The following is a 17,711-nucleotide window of genomic DNA, read 5'->3' on the forward strand; positions in this document are numbered from 1 at the left end:
TTTTGTATTTTTCTTTAAAAAATACAACCTTGTAGAAAAAAATAAGGATAGAAACTCAAGTGATTACACTTGTAAATTTTTTTAAAAAATTGAGCATAATTTATTGACAATCCTTTTGTACCATGTTACAATTACAAATGTAAACGAAAAACACAAAACAAAATATCGTTTGCAATTCTTGAAAATGAAGAGGTATAAATATGAATAACAATTACAACAATTTTAATAATATGGATGACTTATTTAATCAATTAATGGCTGGGATGCGTGGTTACAATAGTGAAAACCGTCGTTACCTAATTAACGGCCGTGAAGTGACGCCAGAGGAATTTGCACAATATCGTGCTACTGGTAAACTACCTGGTCAAGGAACGGGTGAACAGGATTTACAAACTGCTGGTCATGGACCTAAGCAAGATGGCATCCTGGCTAAGCTGGGTCGTAATCTGACTCAGGAAGCTCGTGATGGTAAATTAGATCCAGTCATTGGGCGTAATAAGGAAATCCAAGAAACAGCTGAAATCCTTTCTCGCCGGACTAAGAACAATCCAGTTCTGGTCGGAGATGCCGGAGTTGGTAAGACAGCTGTCGTAGAAGGTTTGGCTCAAGCTATTGTCAATGGTGATGTACCAGCAGCTATCAAGAATAAGGAAATCATTTCTGTTGATATTTCTGGTCTGGAAGCTGGTACCCAGTATCGTGGTAGCTTTGAAGAAAATATCCAAAACTTGGTCAATGAAGTCAAGGAAGCCGGCAACATCATCCTATTCTTTGATGAAATCCATCAAATCCTAGGAGCAGGATCTATCGGTGGAGATAGTGGCTCTAAGGGACTAGCGGATATTCTCAAACCAGCACTTTCACGTGGTGAGTTGACAGTTATCGGGGCTACTACTCAGGATGAGTACCGTAACACTATTCTCAAAAATGCGGCTCTAGCTCGTCGTTTCAATGAGGTTAAAGTCAATGCACCCTCTGCAGAAGATACCTATAAAATCCTTCAAGGTATTCGTGACTTGTACGAAAAGCACCACAATGTCATTCTACCAGATGAAGTGCTGAAAGCTGCTGTAGATTACTCTGTTCAGTATATTCCACAAAGGAGCTTGCCAGATAAGGCGATTGACCTTGTTGATGTAACGGCAGCCCACTTGGCAGCTCAACATCCAGTGACTGATGTCCATGCGGTTGAACATGAGATTGCTGAGCAAAAAGACAAGCAGGAAGCCGCTGTTGAAAAAGAAGATTTCGAAGCAGCTCTGAATGCCAAGACTCGTATCGAAGAACTAGAAAAGAAAATTCAAAACCATACTGAGGATATGAAGGTGACGGCAACAGTCAACGATGTAGCAGAATCTGTTGAACGTATGACGGGCGTACCAGTATCTCAAATGGGTGCTAGCGACATTGAGCGCCTCAAGGGCATGAATGACCGTCTCAAAGCTAAAGTAATCGGCCAAGACAAGGCTGTAGAAGCTGTAGCTAGAGCTATCCGCCGTAACCGTGCAGGCTTTGATGAAGGCAACCGTCCAATCGGAAGCTTCCTCTTTGTTGGTCCAACTGGTGTTGGTAAGACTGAGCTTGCTAAGCAACTGGCTCTAGATATGTTCGGTACTAAAGAGGCCATCATTCGTCTGGATATGTCTGAATACTCTGATCGGACTGCTGTGTCCAAGCTGATTGGTACGACTGCAGGATATGTTGGTTATGATGACAATAACAATACTTTGACCGAGCGTGTACGTCGCAATCCATATTCTATCATTCTCTTGGATGAGATTGAAAAGGCTGATCCGCAAGTAATTACCCTTCTCCTTCAAGTTCTGGATGACGGTCGTTTGACAGATGGTCAAGGGAATACAGTTAACTTCAAGAACACGGTTATCATTGCAACTTCTAATGCAGGCTTTGGCTACGAAGCTGGCTTAGAAGAAGATGCTGAAAAGCCTGATCTGATGGACCGCCTCAAAGCTTACTTCCGTCCAGAATTCCTCAATCGTTTCAATGCGGTTATTGAGTTCTCTCATCTTAAGAAAGAAGACTTGATGGAAATTGTCAATCTCATGCTGATTGAAGTAAATCAAACCTTGAGCAAAAAAGAAATTGATCTTGCAGTATCTGATGCAGCTAAGGAATTCCTACGTGACGCTGGTTATGACCAAGTCATGGGTGTTCGTCCACTCCGTAGAGTTATCGAGCAACAAATTCGTGACAAGGTGACTGACTTCCACTTGGATAATCTAGATGCTAAGCATTTGACAGCTGATTTAGAAGATGGTGTCTTGGTTATTAAGGAAAAGGAGGGGGCTAAGTAAGTCCCTTTCTCTTGAACTTTTAAAAGATAGACCAGCTATTAGTGATGTTAAAAAAGTCTTTTAAAATCGTCTTTAAAGCCTTTTGTAGTCAGGTCGAAAGAACAGTCCTCTCTTGTAAAAAAAAGAGAAATTTGTTATAGTAATGAAGACATGAAAAACGAAAGGAGACGACTATGGGATACCAAATGATTATCATGTTTGTGGTCATGGCTGGATTGATTTTCTACATGAACCGCACACAGAAAAAACAAGCGGAAAAACGCATGGAAAGCTTGAATAAGCTCCAAAAGGGTTATGAGGTCATCACAATTGGCGGTTTGTATGGAACTGTTGATGAAGTGGATACTGAAAAACGGACCGTTGTTTTGGATGTTGATGGCGTTTATTTGACTTTTGAATTAACAGCGATCAAGACAGTCTTACCACAAGCTGAAGCAGAAGTTGATCCTGAAGCAAAAGTAGCGATTGAGGCTGCTGGCGTGGAAGAATCTGCTATCGAAGAATAAGAAAAAGAATCTGAGGATCTCGGATTCTTTTTTTACCTTTTTATCAGAGTCTGTAGTTTGGGGACATTTCTTGAAAATTAAAAGAGGAAAGCCTATAATATAAGAAGGTAAGGCCTTTCAAAGGGGTAAGAGGTTAGAATGAGGAGTTTTACGAAGCTTCTTAGCCTAGTTTTGGGAGACTGATGTCAAAAAACTTGCTAAAACAACACTTTTATTAGATTTATGATATAATAAAATGATTAAAATTTAGGATAAAGCTATGTTTCACTTAAAAAAGAAGGAAAAAGTAACCATCCCCCTACAGGTGCCAAAGCATATTGGGATTATTATGGATGGAAATGGCCGTTGGGCTAAGAAGAGACTGCAACCACGCGTGTTTGGACATAAGGCGGGTATGGAGGCTTTGCAGAATGTCACCATTGCAGCCAAAGAGATGGGCGTCCAGGTTTTGACGGTCTATGCTTTTTCAACAGAAAACTGGTCTCGACCAGAAAAAGAAGTTAAATTTATCATGAACCTGCCTGTTGAATTCTATGAACGCTATGTGCCAGAATTGCACAAAAACAATGTAAAGATTCAAATGATTGGCGATGTGGCTAGATTACCTAAAGCTACATATGATGCCTTGGTTAAAGCAGAAGAGCTAACCAAGCTCAATACTGGCTTGATTTTGAACTTTGCCTTAAACTATGGTGGACGGGCAGAATTAACTCAAGCCATTCGAAATATTGCTCAAGAAGTTTTGGATGCCAAGTTTAACCCAGGTGATATCAGCGAGGAAATGATTGGGGATTATTTACAGACAAGTAACCTGCCTCGTATTTTGCGGGATCCTGATTTGATCATCAGGACTAGCGGAGAATTACGTCTTAGTAATTTCCTTCCTTGGCAAAGTGCCTATAGCGAATTGTACTTTACAAAGACTTTGTGGCCGGATTTTAATGAAAAATCTTTAAAAGAAGCTATCGAAGAATATAGTAAGCGTCAGAGACGCTTTGGTGGTGTTTAGGAGAATATATGGATAAGGATTTACAGACGAGATTGATTTTTGCGGGAGTGGCTCTTGCAATTTTCCTTCCTTTGGTCGTATTAGGAGGAGTCGCTTTTCAGATTGTTGTAGGCATTTTAGCCATGTTGGCAGTACATGAATTGCTCCGAATGAAGGGTCTAGCGACGACAACTCTTGAAGGTATGTTGGCTATGTTAGCAGCCTTTGTCTTAGCAGTTCCGATTGAGTATTATTTTACCTTTTTGCCGATTGATGGCAATGTGATTGCTTATACTCTAGTCGTCTTTTGCTTATTGGGTTCTATCGTCGTTGGTAGCAATTATACTTTTGATGATGTGGTCTACCCGATTGCAGTTAGTTTCTATGTGGGATCAGGTTTTAATGCCCTTTTAGATGCTCGAGTTGCAGGCCTAAACAGGGTGCTTTTGGCTCTTCTAATTGTTTGGGCAACAGATAGTGGTGCTTATCTCTTTGGTCGCCGTTTTGGGATGAAAAAGCTAGCTCCAACAATTTCACCCAATAAAACTGTTGCAGGTGCCCTCGGTGGTATCGCGTCTGCGATGGTAGTCACCTTCATTTTTGTTTTGATTGATGGAAGTGTGGCTGCTCCGCATAATCGCTGGCTTTTGGTTTTATATGCTATTTTCTTTAGTATAGCTGGACAGTTTGGAGACTTGGTGGAAAGCGCCATTAAACGTCATTATGGTGTCAAAGATTCTGGTAAGTTTATACCTGGCCATGGTGGTGTTTTGGATCGCTTTGACAGTTTGCTCTTTGTCTTCCCTCTGATGCGGATTTTAGGTTTATTCTAATTTGTTTAAGATGTGCAGAGTTGGAGATAAGTGGCTTCTTCTGCCTGGAATAAAATTTAATGAAAAACAGAGTACTGGGAGACACTCCCAGCCTCTTTGATTTAGACTCCAGTAGTCAAGATTTAGAAAGGAATGTGTGGTAAGGAAAGTATGGGAATTATGGGACTCCTCACCTTTATCATTGTTTTTGGCATTATTGTAGTGGTCCATGAGTATGGGCATTTCTACTTTGCCAAAAAGTCAGGCATTCTCGTTCGAGAATTTGCCATTGGAATGGGACCGAAAATCTTTTCTCATATTGGAAAAGATGGAACAGCCTATACCATTCGGATTCTTCCTCTAGGTGGCTATGTTCGCATGGCTGGCTGGAGTGACGATACAACCGAAATCAAAACTGGAACACCTGTCAGTCTGACTCTGAATGAAGAAGGCAAGGTTATTCGAGTAAATCTATCTGGCAAGAAGATTGACCAGACAGCCCTGCCAATGAATGTGACAAGTTTTGATTTTGAAGATAAATTAGAAATCACTGGTTTGGTTCTTGAAGAAAGTAGAACCTACTCAGTTGATCACGATGCAACTATCGTTGAAGCAGATGGGACAGAAGTTCGGATTGCGCCTTTAGATGTTCAGTACCAAAATGCAACAATCTGGGGCCGTTTAATCACAAACTTTGCTGGCCCTATGAATAACTTTATTTTGGGTATCGTGGCCTTTTGGATCCTAATTGCTCTGCAAGGTGGGGTTCAAAATTTGGACACAAACCATGTACAGGTTGCTCCAAACGGCGCCTTAGCTCAAGCTGGTGTAAAAAATAACGACCAGATTCTAAAGGTTGGTCAGACAGAAATTTCAAACTGGGATGATTTGACTCAGGCAGTTGAAAAGGAAACGAAAGGTCAAAAGAATCCCAAACTTAACTTGACAGTTAAAAGCGGAAACGAGACCAAAGATGTGACAGTCAGTCCTAAAAAAGAAGGGGACCGTTACTTATTAGGTGTCACGCCAGGCATGAAGTCGGATCTGATGTCCATGATGGTAGGTGGTCTGACCATGGCCTGGGATGCGGCCTTCCGTATTTTGAATGCTTTGAAAAACTTGATTTTCCATCCTAGTCTTAATCAACTGGGAGGACCGGTTGCTATCTTCCGTGTCAGCAGTCAAGCGGCACAAGCTGGTCTGGATCAGGTGATTAGTCTATTGGCTCTGTTATCAATCAATATTGGTATTTTCAATTTGATTCCGATTCCAGCTCTTGATGGTGGAAAGATTGTTCTCAACATTATTGAAGCAATTCGCAGAAAACCGCTCAAGCGCGAAACAGAGACTTATGTAACTTTAGCAAGTGTAGCTATTATGGTTGTGCTGATGATTGCTGTTACCTGGAATGATATTATGCGTACATTCTTTTAAGTAAGGGCAAGTGAAGATAAAACGTAGATTGCTAAAGGGCCTTCACTGCCTTCAAATGTAATTAAAGGAGTTTTTATGAAACAAAGTAAAATGCTAATTCCAACCTTGCGTGAAATGCCAAGTGATGCGCAGGTTATCAGTCATGCCTTGCTTTTGCGGGCGGGCTATGTTCGCCAAGTGTCAGCGGGAGTTTATTCTTATCTGCCATTGGCCAATAGAGTTATTGAAAAAGCTAAGAATATCATGCGCCAAGAATTTGAAAAAATTGGTGCAGTAGAAATGTTGGCGCCAGCTTTGCTAAGTGCAGATCTTTGGCGTGAATCAGGGCGTTACGAGACTTATGGTGATGACCTCTTCAAGTTAAAGAACCGTGAGGGATCAGACTTCATTTTGGGACCAACCCATGAAGAAACCTTTACTGCCCTAGTGCGTGATTCAGTGAAATCTTACAAACAATTACCGCTGAATCTTTATCAAATCCAGCCAAAATATCGTGATGAAAAACGTCCTCGTAACGGTCTTTTGCGGACGCGAGAGTTCATCATGAAAGATGCTTATAGCTTCCATGCAAACTATGATAGTTTGCATGTAACGTATGATGAATACAAGTCTGCCTATGAAAAGATCTTTACTCGTAGCGAGATTGACTTTAAAGCTATCATTGGAGATGGCGGAGCTATGGGAGGAAAGGATAGCCAAGAATTTATGGCGATTACTCCTGATCGGACAGACTTGGATCGTTGGTTGGTATTGGATAAATCCGTTGCAAGCTTGGACGAAATCCCTGCAGATGTTTTGGAAGCCATTAAGGCTGAGCTAAGCAACTGGATGGTTTCTGGTGAGGATACTATCGCTTACTCTAGTGAGTCAAGCTATGCAGCCAACCTTGAGATGGCAACAAATGAATACAAGCCGATCAATCGTGTAGCAGCTGAAAGCGAACTAGTTCGTGTGGAAACACCAAACTGTAAGACTATTGATGAAGTTGCAGCCTTCCTACAAGTTTCTGAGGAGCAAACCATCAAGACCTTGGTCTACATCGCAGATGAAAAGCCTGTAGTGGCTTTGCTTGTAGGGAACGACCAGCTCAATGAAGTCAAATTGAAAAACCACTTGGGAGCTGACTTCTTTGAAGCAGCAACAGAAGCAGAAGTCCAAGAATTGTTCAGAGCAAACTTTGGTTCTCTTGGACCAGTTAATTTGCCAGAAGATGTAACTATTATCGCTGATCGTAAGGTTCAAGACTTGTCCAACGCTGTTGCTGGAGCTAATGAAGATGGTTACCACCTGACAGGGGTAAATCCTGGTCGTGACTTTACTGCTGAATATGTCGATATCCGTGAAGTTCGCGAAGGAGAAATTTCTCCAGATGGTAATGGTGTTCTGAAGTTTGCGCGTGGGATTGAGATTGGGCACATCTTTAAACTGGGGACTCGATACTCTGACAGCATGAATGCGACAGTTCTAGATGAAAATGGCCGAGCAGTTCCCCTTGTGATGGGTTGCTATGGTATCGGTGTTAGTCGTCTGCTTTCAGCTGTCATGGAACAGCATGCCCGCCTCTTTGTTAATAAAACCCCTAAAGGTGAGTATCGTTATGCTTGGGGAATTAACTTCCCTAAAGAATTGGCACCATTTGATGTTCATTTGATTCCAGTCAATGTCAAAGATGAAGAAAGCTTGGCTTTGACCGACAAGATTGAAGAAAGTTTAGTTGGAGCTGGCTATGAAGTCTTAGTTGATGACCGCAATGAGCGGGTTGGTGTTAAGTTTAGCGATAGCGACTTGATTGGTCTGCCAATCCGAGTAACCGTTGGTAAGAAAGCTGCTGAAGGCATTGTAGAAGTCAAAATTAAAGCAAGTGGCGATACCATTGAAGTCCATGCAGACAACTTGATTGAAACCTTGTCTATTTTAACGAAATAAGATAAACTGCCAGTTTGACCTGGCAGTTTTCTTTTGCTTATTGGACTTGAAAATGCTATAGTAAGAAAAAATGAATCGGAGGACGAAATCATGGGATTATTTAGTGGTTTGCTGGGCAATGCTTCTCAAAAAGATATTGATAAAGTTGAAAGAGAACTAGAGAATATTCTAACACCAACGGAAAATGTGGAACTGGCCTTTAGTCTTATTCGAGATTTGATTGTGTTTACAGATGGGCGCTTGATTTTGGTTGATAAGCAAGGGATGACGGGCAAGAAAACGGCTTATAAGTCTTATCCTTATCGCTCGATCAGTCGCTTTTCAGTGGAAACGGCTGGACACTTTGACCTTGACGCTGAGTTGAAAATCTGGGTATCCAGTGCTGAAGAACCAGCCGAAACCTTAACTTTCCGAAGTGATAAAAGTGTCATTGCTATTCAGAAGGCTTTGGCGGAAGCAGTATTAAGATAAATAAAGGCGGTTTCAACCGCTTTTTTTGCAAACAAAAACTAACCACAGCCTAATAGCTTGGTTAGTTGATAGTTAAAGACTGCCAGTCTAGAGAAGTAGCAATCTAGTTGTCTTCACTAGGGAAAGATTCACCAAAATGCAGTTCAGAGTATGGGGTTTCAAAATTACCTCCGTCATAAGTTACCTTTACAGAAGTCATTCCGAAGTCAACGATTATTGGTTTTGCAGCTGTTATGAAGACGTAGCTATTACCGTTTTGTTTTATATCATAGAGATTTACTGCTCCGTAAATGGAATCGGCAGAATAGCTATCTCCATTTTTAGTCGATTTGGTTATTTCAATGGTCTTCTTAGAAGGAGAGTAGGATAAATTATAGACTTCTTTTTTTCCGATGCCTTGAGTAATAAAAGTTTCGTGATCGTCACTTTTTGCTTGATAGTGAATAAAATTTTTATCAAAACTTTGCTGAGCGTTGTGCTTAACGAGAAATAAATTTACTCCCCATGCACCTAAGCCTAAAATAAGAAGAGAAGCGACACCAATAAGAACAGTTTTTTTAGTTAAGCGCATAAAAACTCCTTGAAATTTATAGTAAAATAGAACAAAAGTTAATAACTGGTATTAGAAAATATACTAAAATTTATGAACAGGTATAAGTTTAAAAATTAATCAGAAAGCTTTTTTATTCTTCTTTGAGTCCTTGCCCCTTCAAATAATCAAAGACAACTTCTGGTTTATCTTGAAGTTTCCTGAAGAAAGTCTGACTACTTTCAGAGTCACTTGCTGACTGAATCAGTTGTTCTTGATCTATTTTGCTGAGGTCAAAATCAAAAATGGCAATAGCGTTTTTCTTGTCTTCAGAAATTTTAAGATGAATTTTAAGTCCTTTTAGCTTTTCTTGATTTTCAATCATGGGACTTTTCTTAAGATCTTCACTATAGGATTTCTTTAATTCTTCAACACTCATTTTTTGACTTTCTTCAGGGATGGCCTGGCTGGAAATGAGCTGGAAAGATAGGATCTTGTCTTTAGTATAGAAAAGTTTGACTGAATTAGTATAATACTCATCGATTTTATTAGAAAAAGTTTTCGTCTGTGTCTTTTCTTCTTTGGTTTTACTTTGACTTTGACTCTGACTCTGACTTTGCTTGGGTGTATTTTCTTGCTTATTCTGACTGGTCGTGCTACAAGCAGTTAGGGTCAGTAGACAGATGCTAGCTAGTAAGATTTTCTTCACAGTTAAGACTCCTTTAGGTAAATGTTTTTTCTATTATATCATAACTTAGGATCAAGAAAAAAGTCTTGATAATTATATGGGGAGCTGAGCATTGCTCAGTCCTTTTTCTGTCGAAAAAAGTGCTGATTTATGGTAAAATAAGGTCACTACTGTACGAGGAAATGTCATGTCAAACAAGTTTGAAATTTTAATGAATCAGCTAGATATGCCACTGGAGATGAGAAATTCAGAGGCCTTTTTGAATGCAGAAATCGAGAAGGTTTTGGTCCACAAGGTCAGTCGGGTCTGGGAATTTCATTTTTCTTTTACGGATATTCTGCCCATTGAGATTTTTAGGGAATTGCAGAAGCGCTTAGATCAAGAGTTTTCGAAGACAGGCAACCAAGCTATTTTTGAAATTCATTGTCAGGCGCCTCAGATATCGGATGAGCTCTTGCAGGCTTATTACCAGCTGGCCTTTGAGGAAGGTCCATGTGCCAGCCATGGATTTAAGAGCCTTTATCAGGATTTGCAGGTTCATTTGGATGGGGACAAGTTGCTAATTGAAGGACCATCAACCATTGATACGGAGCATTTTCGCAAGAATCACCTACCAAATCTCAGTCGCCAGCTAGTCAAGTATGGCTTTCCTCAGCTGGCCTGTCAGGTTCAGCACAGCGATGAGTTAACCCAGCAACAGGCAGAGAATTTCCAGGCAGAGAATGACAAGATTGTTCAAGAAGCTAATGAAGAAGCTCTCAAAGCCATGGAATCCCTCCAGCAGATGGCGCCACCACCAGAAGAAAAGCCAGCCTATGACTTCCAAGCTCGTAAGGCTGCGGCAAAACCAAAGCTGGATAAGGCAGAGATTACTCCTATGATTGAAGTTCAGACTGAGGAAAACCGTCTGGTCTTTGAGGGGATGGTCTTTGATCTGGAGCAGAAGGTTACTCGGACCGGCCGGGTCTTGCTCAATTTCAAGATGACAGACTATACTTCCAGCTTCTCCTTGCAGAAATGGATGAAAAATGAAGAAGAAGCCAAGAAGTTTGACATGATTAAGAAGGGGGCTTGGCTGCGTGTGCGGGGAAATGTGGAGATGAACAACTTCACTCGTGACCTGACCATGAATGTACAGGATGTGCAGGAAGTTACCCACTATGAGCGTAAGGACTTGATGCCTGAAGGGCAGAAGCGGGTCGAGTTTCACGCCCATACCAATATGTCTACTATGGATGCTCTGCCTGAGGTAGAGGAAATCGTTGCAACGGCTGCTAAGTGGGGCCACAAGGCTGTCGCCATTACTGATCATGGAAATGTGCAGAGCTTTCCCCATGGCTACAAGGCTGCTAAGAAAGCTGGTATCCAGCTGATTTACGGTATGGAGGCAAATATTGTAGAAGACCGGGTGCCCATCGTCTACAACGAAGTGGACATGGAGCTTAGCGATGCGACCTATGTAGTCTTTGACGTGGAAACAACGGGACTTTCAGCCGTCTACAATGACTTGATTCAAGTCGCTGCCAGCAAGATGCACAAGGGCAATATCATCGCTGAGTTTGATGAGTTTATCAATCCTGGGCATCCTCTTTCGGCCTTTACGACGGATCTGACGGGGATTACAGATGAGCATGTCCGCAATGCCAACCCCCTGGAGCAGGTGCTCAAAGAATTTCAGGAATTTTGCCAGGACAGTGTCCTCGTTGCCCATAATGCTACTTTTGACGTAGGCTTTATGAATGTCAACTATGAGCGTCATAGCCTGCCAAAAATTACCCAGCCGGTCATTGACACGCTGGAATTTGCCCGCAATCTCTATCCAGAGTACAAGCGTCATGGTCTGGGGCCTTTGACCAAGCGTTTCCAGATTGCTCTGGAGCATCACCACATGGCCAACTATGACGCGGAAGCGACGGGCCGTCTCCTCTTTATCTTTATCAAGGATGTGGCTGAAAAGCATGGTGTGACCAATCTCAAGGATTTGAATACGGATCTGGTCGATGAGAATTCTTACAAGAAGGCTCGGGTCAAGCATGCGACCATTTATGTGAAAAATCAGACGGGACTCAAGAATATTTTCAAGTTAGTCAGTCTGTCCAATACCAAGTATTTCGAAGGTGTCCCGCGGATTCCACGGACCGTATTAGATGCCCATCGTGAAGGCCTGATTCTGGGCTCAGCCTGCTCAGAAGGCGAAGTCTATGATGCTGTTGTCTCTCAGGGGGTGGATGCGGCTGTCGAAGTAGCCAAGTATTATGACTTTATCGAGGTCATGCCACCAGCTATCTATGAGCCACTGATTGCCAAGGAGCAGATCAAGGATCAAGAAGAACTGCAGACCATTATTCGCAATCTGATTGAGGTCGGAGATCGCTTGGGCAAGCCTGTCCTTGCAACGGGGAACGTCCACTATATCGAGCCGGAAGAAGAGATCTATCGTGAGATTATCGTACGGAGTCTCGGTCAGGGAGCCATGATTAACCGGACCATTGGTCACGGTGAAAATGCCCAGCCGGCTCCGCTTCCTAAAGCTCACTTCCGGACCACCAATGAGATGCTGGACGAATTTGCCTTCCTGGGTGAGGACTTAGCTAAGAAGCTGGTCATCACCAATCCGAATCAGCTGGCGGAGACCTTTGAGCCGGTAGAGGTGGTCAAGGGCGACCTCTATACGCCTTTCATTGATAAGGCTGAGGAGACAGTTGCTGAGCTGACCTATCAAAAAGCCTTTGAGATTTATGGCAATCCGCTGCCAGATATTGTGGACTTACGGATTGAAAAAGAGCTGACCTCTATCTTGGGGAATGGCTTTGCCGTGATTTACCTGGCTTCGCAGATGCTGGTGCAACGCTCCAATGAGAGGGGCTATCTGGTAGGTTCACGGGGGTCTGTCGGATCCAGCTTTGTTGCGACCATGATCGGGATTACCGAGGTTAATCCTTTGTCGCCCCACTATGTCTGTGGCAAATGCCAATACAGCGAGTTCATTACGGACGGCTCCTATGGTTCTGGTTTTGATATGCCGGATAAGGACTGTCCAGAGTGTGGCCACAAGCTGAGCAAGAACGGTCAGGATATTCCTTTTGAGACCTTCCTTGGATTTGACGGGGACAAGGTACCCGATATTGACTTGAACTTCTCGGGAGAAGATCAGCCTAGCGCTCACTTGGATGTGCGGGATATCTTTGGTGAGGAATATGCCTTTCGTGCAGGAACGGTTGGTACTGTGGCTGCTAAGACTGCCTATGGATTTGTCAAGGGCTACGAGCGCGACTACGGGAAGTTCTACCGGGACGCCGAAGTTGAGCGTTTGGCGCAGGGAGCTGCCGGAGTCAAGCGGACGACTGGACAACACCCGGGAGGAATCGTTGTTATCCCTAACTACATGGATGTTTATGACTTTACACCGGTCCAATATCCAGCTGATGATGTGACGGCCGAGTGGCAGACCACCCACTTCAACTTCCATGATATCGATGAAAATGTCCTCAAGCTAGACGTTCTGGGGCACGATGATCCGACCATGATTCGGAAGCTTCAGGACTTGTCTGGTATTGATCCTACTGATATTCCTATGGATGATCCTGGTGTCATGGCCCTCTTTTCTGGGACAGACATTCTGGGAGTGACTCGGGAGCAGATTGGCACGCCGACTGGTATGCTGGGAATTCCGGAGTTTGGGACCAATTTTGTACGGGGTATGGTTGATGAGACCCATCCGACGACCTTTGCCGAGCTCTTACAGCTATCTGGCCTCTCTCATGGTACGGACGTATGGCTGGGAAATGCTCAGGACTTGATCAAGCAAGGGATTGCTGACCTGTCCACTGTTATCGGCTGTCGGGACGACATCATGGTTTACCTCATGCACAAGGGCTTGGATCCTAAGATGGCCTTTACGATCATGGAGCGCGTGCGGAAGGGCCTCTGGCTGAAGATTTCTGAAGAAGAGCGCAATGGCTACATCGCAGCTATGAAGGAAAACAATGTGCCAGAATGGTACATCGAGTCCTGTGGAAAGATCAAGTACATGTTCCCCAAGGCCCATGCGGCAGCCTATGTTATGATGGCCCTGCGGGTGGCCTACTTCAAGGTACATCATCCGATTTATTACTACTGTGCTTATTTCTCCATCCGGGCTAAGGCCTTTGATATTAAGACCATGAGTGGCGGACTTGATACCGTCAAGCGCCGGATGAGCGAAATCGCTGAAAAGCGCAAGAACAACGAAGCTTCCAATGTAGAAATTGACCTTTATACGACTTTGGAAATCGTCAATGAAATGCTGGAGCGAGGCTTCAAATTCGGAAAGCTAGATCTTTACAAGAGCCACGCGACCGAGTTTCTCATCGAAGGAGATACCCTTATCCCGCCATTCTCTGCTATGGACGGTCTGGGTGACAACGTTGCCCGCCAAGTGGTCAGAGCACGGGAAGAAGGCGAATTTCTCTCTAAGACAGAGCTCCGCAAACGCGGTGGCCTCTCTAGCACCCTAGTTGAAAAAATGGACGATATGGGAATCCTGGGCAATATGCCTGAGGATAACCAGTTGAGTCTGTTTGATGAGTTTTTCTAAAATAATTCAAAATGATTTTAAGTTGTCTATGAAACGTGGACTTAAGACAAACTTGTCAGAAGAAGATTTGAGTTTCTGATTGTGGTTCTTCTAACTCATAGCCCGGAAGCGCAAATCTTGTATCTGGATCAGGAGTAAGAAAGGAGAAAAAATGAGATTTAGTATTGTAGCAGAAGATAAACCAGCTCAAAAATCGTTTAGTTATCAATTAGAGCTAGACACGGATACGATTATAAAAGTGACCGGATTGGTTTGCTCCACTGTAGTTATGGTAACTCTCTTGTCTCTCTTTAAAGATTAGATCAAAACCTCTATTTTCAATAAAGGAAAATAGAGGTTTTTAAGGTTTATAACCGCTTCTAGATGTTTTCATTGAACCTGGATTGTGTTACAATTTTTAGTGTATAGAGTATTGTAAATGAGCTGATAAATCAGTGAGTTTTTATTGGTAATCAGAAGAAAAGAGGAGAAGAGTGTGGCGAAATATTTAGTAGGTCCTTACAACAATAGTTGGAATTTTATGGACGCTTATAACAAAGCTCAGAATGGGGACATCATCGAGTTTGAAGATGGATACGCTTTTCAATGGCCGACCAATCAGGAAATTGTAATTGATAAGGAGCTACATTTTGTAGGGCAAGTGGTTTCTAATCCAAATGGCAATGGCCAAATTTTTAAGAATACCATTGAAGCGGCTTTCCGATTTGTAGCAGGAGCAAAGGTGACCTTTGAAAATCTGTGTTTTAAAGTCACAGGGAATTATTCTACCCTTCTGTTATGGAGTGGATCTGAAGTCACTTGTAAGCAGGTTTATTTTGAAATTAGCACTCAAAATAATCAGAACTTTTTTCTATATGCAGACACGCATTCTAAACTAATATTAAATGATATAGAAATGAAGGTTCCCGAAAAACACGATGCTTCAATCGGTATTGTGGCTTCAGAATTATCAATCAGTAATTCAAGGATTTTGTCTAGAATCGATCTATCAGATGGAGCTAGGTTAACCTTAGAAACCGTCGACCTTGAAAAATATGATATTAATACGATCAGTGCGACTAACTCAGAAGTGACTCTCAAGAACTCTACTGTTAAAGGCGGGAATCTCGAAATGGACTATCCACCAGTTTGGTTAGATAATGTAGTCTGGAAATCTGAGAACTGCAAAATCGAATTGCCTGGTGGGACTGCGGTTTGCCTCAATAATAATGTCCAATTCAACTCTGATTCGGACTGCATTACGTCCTTAAATTCGTACGGAAGTATGCTTCGAGCTCATCAAGCCACTTTTACAGAATTTCTATGCATCTATGACCAATCGTTCGCTGCTTTGACAGGAGAGACTACTTTCCTTGCTGAAAATGCTCAAAGAATTTCATTCGGGGCTTTTTCGGATAGTGTAGTAATGGCAGACCAGATGATTTTCCATAAAATCGCTGATCCAAATATTCGACTTCAAAGTTCTGCCTATGTAAAGGCAGACGCCGTTACTTATACACAGGGAGATGCGCGTGATCTGATAACTGAGATTGAGGATGGTTGTGACTATCTTGTGGGTAGAGAAGTGGCTATATCTAATCCGCAAGTATCTTCAAGCACTGCAGCTGATACAACTGTTCCAACTACTACAGCAACTGGATCTGAACAAGAAAAGAAACGCGATGCACTGGAAGAACTCAATAGCCTGATTGGTCTTGAGAAGGTCAAACATGAGATCAAAAAAATGATCAACATGGTAGAATTTAACAAAAAGCGGATCGCAAATGGCAAGGCTCCTGAAAAGCAAACGCTACACGCGGCCTTTATGGGAAATCCTGGTACAGGGAAGACGACCGTTGCCCGTCTCTTGGGAGAAGTTCTCTTTGAGGCTGGTGTCCTTTCCGGTAAGGAATTTCGTTTTGTCGAAGCGACTGAGTCAGACTTAATCTCCTCTAATGTTGGAGGGACAGCTGAGCAGACCCAGGCTCTTCTTGAAAAAGCTCGTGGTGGGATTCTCTTTATTGATGAAGCCTATAGCTTGGATAAAAAAGACAGTGATGTCGACTTTGGGATCGAAGCCATCAATACCATTCTCAAATTCATGGAGGACAATCGTGATGAGATCATGATTATTTTTGCCGGCTATACCAAAGAAATGGAGGAGTTCTTAAAGACTAATCCAGGACTCCGTTCGCGTGTCCCTAATAACTTCATCTTTGAGGATTTCACAGGAGATGAAATTGTCCAACTGGGTGAAATGATCTTGAACAAGGGAGACTATAAGCTCGAAGACCGCGATTACTATGCTCGTCATGTCAAGCGGGCCTACGATGGATCATTGGATAAGAGCAATGGTCGCTGGATTCGTAATCTAGATGAGCAATTGACCAAGACTATGGCAGACCGAGTGGTGGCTCAAGGTTCAGATGATATCGAGACCATCCTTAATATTGACATTGATGCTGTTCTCAATCAAGGCAAGTACCAGGCGGGGGCGGACAAAGAAGAAGATGGTATGGTAGCTCTCAACCGCTTGGTTGGAATTGCAAAAGTGAAAGAGCAAGTCGAACAGTTTGTAGCTATGGCTGAGTTCAACCAAAAACGGGCAGAGCAAGGTGGTCTTGTGGAAGATACAACGCTGCACTCGCTCTTTCTTGGAAACCCTGGTACAGGGAAGACGACTGTTGCTCGTATTTTGGGGAATATTCTCTTTCAAAAAGGAGTCATCAAGCAGAAGAAATTCATTGAAGTATCTAGAAGCAATCTGGTTGGTGGCTACCAAGGCCAAACAGCCTTAAAGACGCGTGAAGTCTTAGAAAGTGCGCTAGGTGGAGTCCTCTTCATCGATGAAGCCTACACGCTCTACACTGGTCAAAATGATGATTTCGGGAGGGAAGCCTTGGATGAAGTACTCAAATTTATGGAGGATCACCGTCGAGACATCGTCATTATCTTCGCTGGTTATACTAGGGAGATGCATGACTTCTTGCAAGTCAATTCGGGATTGCAAAGTCGGATTCCAAATGTCTTTGACTTTGAGGACTATAATCCAGATGAGATTGTAGAGATCGGTCTCATGGGATTACGCAAGCAAGGCTACCAAGTCAATGAAGCTCTCTATGGAGAAATTGTGAAAGGAAATTATTTGCGTGCCAATGACCACAGTAACGGTCGCTGGGTCCGCAATCTCAACGAAAAACTTTTACGACAAGTATCGACTCGTGTAACACGTGAAGGAAGTACAGACTACAATTCCATTTTGGATCAAGATTTGGAAGCCTTGAGGGAGAATGGAAATTCAGAACATCCTCATATGGTAGATGACCAAGGCTATGTTATTCCCTAATTCTCAGCTTTCAAAATTCCAAGCGTCTGAAACATTCTTGTTTCAGGCGTTTTTCTCACGGTAGAAAGTCTTGGTTTATGTTTAAATAATGGACTTGTTTTTAATATTCTAGTAGAGAAAAAAGTATTCCAGACGGAAGGA

Annotated in this window: 12 protein-coding genes; 10 read left to right on the top strand and 2 right to left on the bottom strand. The window is 42.7% G+C overall.

Annotated features, from left to right (window positions below):
* The first annotated feature begins 200 nt into the window (after positions 1 to 200).
* From O3640_RS07500 to O3640_RS07530, 7 genes are all read left to right on the top strand, one after another.
* Positions 201 to 2,315, top strand: a complete 2,115-nt coding sequence (locus tag O3640_RS07500; protein WP_061593963.1) for an ATP-dependent Clp protease ATP-binding subunit — start codon at positions 201 to 203, stop codon at positions 2,313 to 2,315.
* A gap of 173 nt (positions 2,316 to 2,488) precedes the next feature.
* The gene (gene yajC, locus O3640_RS07505) at positions 2,489 to 2,821 is read left to right on the top strand and encodes a preprotein translocase subunit YajC (RefSeq protein WP_012130881.1); all 333 of its coding nucleotides are present in this window, start codon (positions 2,489 to 2,491) and stop codon (positions 2,819 to 2,821) included.
* A 259-nt stretch (positions 2,822 to 3,080) separates the two neighbouring features.
* Positions 3,081 to 3,830: an isoprenyl transferase gene (locus O3640_RS07510; protein ID WP_048777228.1), complete on the top strand. Its 750-nt coding sequence runs from the start codon at positions 3,081 to 3,083 to the stop codon at positions 3,828 to 3,830.
* Between the two features lie 8 nt (positions 3,831 to 3,838).
* A complete protein-coding gene (locus O3640_RS07515) occupies positions 3,839 to 4,642 on the top strand; it encodes a phosphatidate cytidylyltransferase (RefSeq protein ID WP_061593962.1) in 804 nt (267 codons plus the stop codon).
* A 156-nt stretch (positions 4,643 to 4,798) separates the two neighbouring features.
* Positions 4,799 to 6,055 (top strand): RIP metalloprotease RseP, encoded by a 1,257-nt coding sequence (gene rseP, locus O3640_RS07520; RefSeq protein WP_268723150.1) that lies wholly within the window; start codon positions 4,799 to 4,801, stop codon positions 6,053 to 6,055.
* A gap of 75 nt (positions 6,056 to 6,130) precedes the next feature.
* Positions 6,131 to 7,981 (top strand): proline--tRNA ligase, encoded by a 1,851-nt coding sequence (locus O3640_RS07525; RefSeq protein ID WP_268723138.1) that lies wholly within the window; start codon positions 6,131 to 6,133, stop codon positions 7,979 to 7,981.
* A gap of 90 nt (positions 7,982 to 8,071) precedes the next feature.
* Complete coding sequence (locus tag O3640_RS07530) at positions 8,072 to 8,452, top strand: PH domain-containing protein (protein WP_045773451.1); 381 nt, start codon at positions 8,072 to 8,074, stop codon at positions 8,450 to 8,452.
* A gap of 103 nt (positions 8,453 to 8,555) precedes the next feature.
* Here the strand turns inward: O3640_RS07530 and O3640_RS07535 are convergent, their stop codons facing one another.
* Both O3640_RS07535 and O3640_RS07540 read right to left on the bottom strand, forming a co-directional pair.
* The gene (locus O3640_RS07535) at positions 8,556 to 9,023 is read right to left on the bottom strand and encodes a hypothetical protein (protein WP_268723137.1); all 468 of its coding nucleotides are present in this window, start codon (positions 9,021 to 9,023) and stop codon (positions 8,556 to 8,558) included.
* Positions 9,024 to 9,135: 112 nt separating this feature from the next.
* Positions 9,136 to 9,690 (bottom strand): hypothetical protein, encoded by a 555-nt coding sequence (locus O3640_RS07540; protein WP_061599115.1) that lies wholly within the window; start codon positions 9,688 to 9,690, stop codon positions 9,136 to 9,138.
* A 166-nt stretch (positions 9,691 to 9,856) separates the two neighbouring features.
* Here O3640_RS07540 and O3640_RS07545 point away from each other — a divergent pair, with 166 nt between their 5' ends.
* The 3 genes from O3640_RS07545 (at position 9,857) to O3640_RS07555 (ending at position 17,570) form a co-directional block, all read left to right on the top strand.
* Entirely contained in the window at positions 9,857 to 14,245 is a 4,389-nt protein-coding gene (locus tag O3640_RS07545) for a PolC-type DNA polymerase III (RefSeq protein WP_268723136.1), read from the top strand.
* A gap of 151 nt (positions 14,246 to 14,396) precedes the next feature.
* Positions 14,397 to 14,546 carry a hypothetical protein gene (locus tag O3640_RS07550; protein WP_008809826.1) on the top strand — a complete coding sequence of 50 codons (150 nt, stop codon included), beginning with the start codon at positions 14,397 to 14,399 and terminating at the stop codon, positions 14,544 to 14,546.
* A gap of 174 nt (positions 14,547 to 14,720) precedes the next feature.
* On the top strand, positions 14,721 to 17,570 hold the full coding sequence (locus tag O3640_RS07555) for an AAA family ATPase (RefSeq protein WP_227955531.1): 2,850 nt from the start codon (positions 14,721 to 14,723) through the stop codon (positions 17,568 to 17,570).
* Positions 17,571 to 17,711: the final 141 nt, after the last annotated feature.

This window comes from Streptococcus sp. 27098_8_75 (assembly GCF_041432475.1).
GTDB lineage: Bacteria > Bacillota > Bacilli > Lactobacillales > Streptococcaceae > Streptococcus > Streptococcus gordonii.